The 4,252-nt window shown below is 33.6% G+C and carries 6 protein-coding genes; all 6 read left to right on the top strand.

The window, feature by feature from the left end; genetic code table 11:
• Positions 1-129 precede the first annotated feature (129 nt).
• The 6 genes from DW082_RS14000 to DW082_RS13975 all read left to right on the top strand — a co-directional run bounded on the left by DW082_RS14000 (position 130) and on the right by DW082_RS13975 (position 4,047).
• Complete coding sequence (locus tag DW082_RS14000) at positions 130-531, top strand: hypothetical protein (protein ID WP_117513271.1); 402 nt, start codon at positions 130-132, stop codon at positions 529-531.
• 45 nt (positions 532-576) lie between these two features.
• Positions 577-1,197: a hypothetical protein gene (locus DW082_RS13995; protein ID WP_118459178.1), complete on the top strand. Its 621-nt coding sequence runs from the start codon at positions 577-579 to the stop codon at positions 1,195-1,197.
• A 60-nt stretch (positions 1,198-1,257) separates the two neighbouring features.
• Positions 1,258-2,322, top strand: a complete 1,065-nt coding sequence (locus tag DW082_RS13990) for an ankyrin repeat domain-containing protein (RefSeq protein ID WP_032581399.1) — start codon at positions 1,258-1,260, stop codon at positions 2,320-2,322.
• Positions 2,323-2,393: 71 nt separating this feature from the next.
• On the top strand, positions 2,394-2,945 hold the full coding sequence (locus tag DW082_RS13985) for a hypothetical protein (RefSeq protein WP_044299313.1): 552 nt from the start codon (positions 2,394-2,396) through the stop codon (positions 2,943-2,945).
• An 81-nt stretch (positions 2,946-3,026) separates the two neighbouring features.
• Complete coding sequence (locus tag DW082_RS13980) at positions 3,027-3,590, top strand: hypothetical protein (protein ID WP_004295267.1); 564 nt, start codon at positions 3,027-3,029, stop codon at positions 3,588-3,590.
• 70 nt (positions 3,591-3,660) lie between these two features.
• Entirely contained in the window at positions 3,661-4,047 is a 387-nt protein-coding gene (locus DW082_RS13975) for a hypothetical protein (protein WP_118459176.1), read from the top strand.
• Positions 4,048-4,252 lie beyond the last annotated feature (205 nt).

Genomic DNA, 4,252 nt, shown 5'->3' with positions numbered 1-4,252 from the left:
CCCAATCATTTACAGATATGTTCATTAATTGGTTGAGAATAAGATAAAAAATGACACTAACAAGCGGCTCAACCTCCCCTGAAAGGTCGGTTAGCCACCCAACATTATCAATAATTAAACAGAAACGCAATGACAAAAGAAGAAGCATATATTTTATTAAGTTTCCATTCTTGTAAAAACAATGATATAGAAAATGAGAAATGGGAAAATGGATTTCTTGGTTCACTTCGTCCATTTCAAGGAAAACTATATGAGTGTAATTTTATCGAGATAATGGAATGTCTTAAAGTTCTTGCAGATGATTTTATGAAGCCAACGATCAATCAAACCCTACTAAGTGATGTATATAGCATAATACATTTAGGCAGGAGGTGGATTGACGGAGCTGATTTTGTTACACAAGAGCAGCAAAAGCAAATCATAGAATGGGTTGATATGATACAAGATTGTTTCTACTACCTATTAGAAGGAGATATTGATACTGCGTTTCTTGAATATGAAGAATATAAAATTGATAACAAGGAAAGCTAACTCCTAAACGGCGTTCCTTTCCAAGCCATTAGCAACCCCAAATAGATGGAAATGATTGAAGAAACTATAAGAACTGAATTTGAAGCATTGAAAAATGACTTTGAAACCATAAGACAACAAATAGAAAACGATGTTGTCAGAACTGAGTTGTATAAGGGCGAGTTTTATGAACTTACTCCATATTCCTATCAGCGTAATGGTTGCAAACAAGGAAAACCTGTAAAGCGTCCTGATACAATAAAAAGCACCAAAAATCTTTGTATCTACGGATTTAATAATCAAAATCAAATCGTAGAAGTTAAGGTCGGTTGTTCTATTGAAGATCAGTTTTATCACACCTTCTTATATTATACAGACAATCTTGTGAAAAGTATTCTATATGATAATGGAAAACATTTGATGAATGTATGCCATTACTTTTTCGAGGACGGAAAGTTGAAACGGTCACAGTTATGTGGTAAGTATGGTAGCCGTGAAGAAAATTATATCTATAAAGAAAATGCTTTGACACATATTGAAGTAAAACAATATGATATTGAGGGTAATAGTGGTAGTGATTTAATTCATATATTCCAATATCAAGACGATGGGGCTTTAGAAAGTATTACCGAATCATTTCCAAATGGATATTCTGAAATAATCTATAAGACGATAAGAAGTTGCTAACAAGTGGCTTAACCTCCCCTGAAAAGGTTGGTTAGCCACCAGACATTATAAACTCAATAGATGAATAATAAAGAAATTTATATAAAACTGGAAAAAGCAGTTGGCGATAACAACGTGCAGGAAGTGTCGAATATACTCGACCAACATTCAGATCTGGATTTGAATGATGAGAATTTATATACGCTTCATCCACCTTTATGCCGAGCTGCAAAGAAAGGTTTTTATGAAATTTGCAAGACTTTAATTCAATATGGAGCCGATGTAAATTGTATTAAAGATAGATTATTTTCTCCTTTATGGGGTGCTTCGTCTGGAAACCATTTAGAAATAGTCAAACTATTGATAGAAAATGGTGCAGATATAAATGCTTATGAAAGTTCTACAACAGCAGCTTTGAATGAAGTAGCCGCTAAAGGGCATTTTGAGATTGTTCGCTATCTTATAGAGAAAGGTGCGGATATAAATAGGCTTACTACAACTCTACTTTTTTCTCCTCTTGATTGGTCTATTAGTAGTGGACATAACGAAATAAGCCTTTTTCTGAAGGAAAAGGGTGCGTTGTCCAATATCAACCACGATTATGTATGGTCTGAAGTAGGTGGTGGCATATCCCAACATATAGACTGGAATATTGGCAGAGTTATTCCTAACAAATTCAATGAAATGGAAAATGGTGTATTCAATAGGCTTGCGGTTGTTAATAGAGGCAACAATTCGTTATTGTTCAGTGTAGGAAATTTCCAATATACCCAGCCTTATGTGGAGTTTGTTATTGTGCTTCCGTTTGGCTGGAATCCATACTCTAAAATGGAGAAGACACAGTTCCCTTATATGGTAATGAAAGAATTGACGAACCAAGTCCGTAACGGAAGAACATTCTCTGATGGAGATTTTATATCCAAAACAGAGAAAGGGTTCAACGCAATCTCTTGGTCGGAGAAATTGGCTGGATTCTATGTCGTAGATTATAACTACTCTGATACAGCGAATCAATATGATAACAAAGAGGATATGGTTACTCTTTATACGCTTATTCCTGTAAAAGCTACTAAAAAGGGATATAGCGAACACTCTTTAGAAAAATTGAAGTCTAAGAAATGGAAAGCGATTGAATTGAGTTTATAACAAGCGGATTAATCTTCTAAAAACTCGATTATCCGCCGGACATTACCGATAATAATAAAAACAAAGAAAATATGAACGAACGATATGCCAAATGTATTCCATTCGATAAGAATGTAAAAGGCAGGATTGGTGGCAATCCTCCTAAATGTATAGAAGGACAAATCCCTTGCGATTATAAATTCTATGCAACACTGGTACATCCTGAAAAGGAGAACATCATGCTTTCTATCATCATTCACCAAGATTATGACACTCTTATTGACAACAACATATATCCCTCAATAGCAGTCAAAGTAATAGAACATGAATTTTCCGAAATTGGCAATTGTGCAGAAAAGCGAAACGCCAGCTTAGACATGTGTTCTATCAGTGAATATTCAGAAGATAAGGATAGTGAAAATATACTTGTAAAAATAGGTGGTGAACCTTCCCTTATCCAAGATGAAGAAAGCTATTATAAAGAATTAGAGAAACATGGTTTTTCTTTTTTCTTATCAATAGACGAGGACGGATATAGTGAAGATGTTACTATTGGCAGTTATCCTTTCGGATATGGAGCTTTGTATTTGTATAAGCGCTGTACAACCAATGAAATAATCGCAGGATTTTGGCAATGTTCGTAAAAAATATATCGGTAACATGCACCTGTTCCGCCTAACGGCGGCAAGCTGCAAACCATTATAATAAATAAAAATCAAAGCATTATGGCAAAATATGAGTTGGGGGCAATTTATAAAATTAATGGTCGAAGTGGTGAATTGTATTATGTAAGACTTTTGACAAACGACTGTTATGGCGTTTTTTCATCATTAGAAGGCGAACTGAATGAAGAGACATTTGCTCAAACCCATTATCGTCTCTATTTTAGCTGTAACTCTTTTCCTATAAAACGAGGTATATGGGAAAAAGTCGTATCATCTCCAAACTGTACAGATATTGCACGGTGGCAACGCCCTCAATATTTAGCTAATTTTGCTAATTTCAACATGAAATTATTTCTTGATCAATGTAGAGTTTTTCATGAAGATGGGAACCTTTATCAATGTGAAAGTAAAGAGGAGTTTATTAGATTAGTAAAATCCGGTAAGATTTTATTTTGTTTTAATACTTATGAAATTATACCAGACTTTCTAATGAGGTATTACAAGGATTTCCCCAATAGCTATATTGTAAATAAAGATTTTATCCATAGTGGAACTTTGGAATACCAAAAAGAACAAACAAATGTATTAAAAGAATTAGGCTTTGATATTGGAAACTTATTATAACAAGCGGCTGAACATTCCTATAAAGGTTAGTTAGCCACCAAACATTAGCAACCCTGTAAATACAAATTATATGTTCATTGAAAAATTAAATCAATATACAGAAGAACAGATTATCGGATTAAAGCATGAAGATAATAAGTTGCGATTGTTGATAGAAGAACAACCTGACATAGAGAAATTGAAACTTCTAAAAGAAGCTATAATCAATGAAACGACAGAAGTAACATTGGTAATGCGTTCAAATAACAACAATCTGATTGCTTTCTCCTATTTTGAATGTATAAGTGACAATATAATAGGAGTTGAATCGTATAATTACACCGAGAATATTCTGAAAACAATTGAAGGAATTTCAATATTCAGAAATTTGAGGAGTATAGTTATTGATGCACTATATGATAATAAACTCTGTATTGACGAACTTGTTCATTGGAGAAACTGGAAGAACTCTGTATAAGTTTTTATCCTATAACGAAATATCAATATCCTACATTGAACAAGCTGAACAGACTGAAACGCTTAAAAAATAAAAAGGGTTAGATTCAAACATATTATCCTGCTTACCAAACTTGGAAACATTAACTTGTTTTAATTTAAAGATGGGGCACATTTAGGTATTAAGGCACCAAATTTAAGAAGCATAGATATATACCGTTCTCCGA

The organism is Alistipes sp. AF48-12, from assembly GCF_003477565.1.
Taxonomy (GTDB): domain Bacteria; phylum Bacteroidota; class Bacteroidia; order Bacteroidales; family Rikenellaceae; genus Alistipes_A; species Alistipes_A hominis.
Note: the sequence above shows the minus strand (reverse complement) of the source record. Positions and strands in the feature narration are given on the sequence as shown.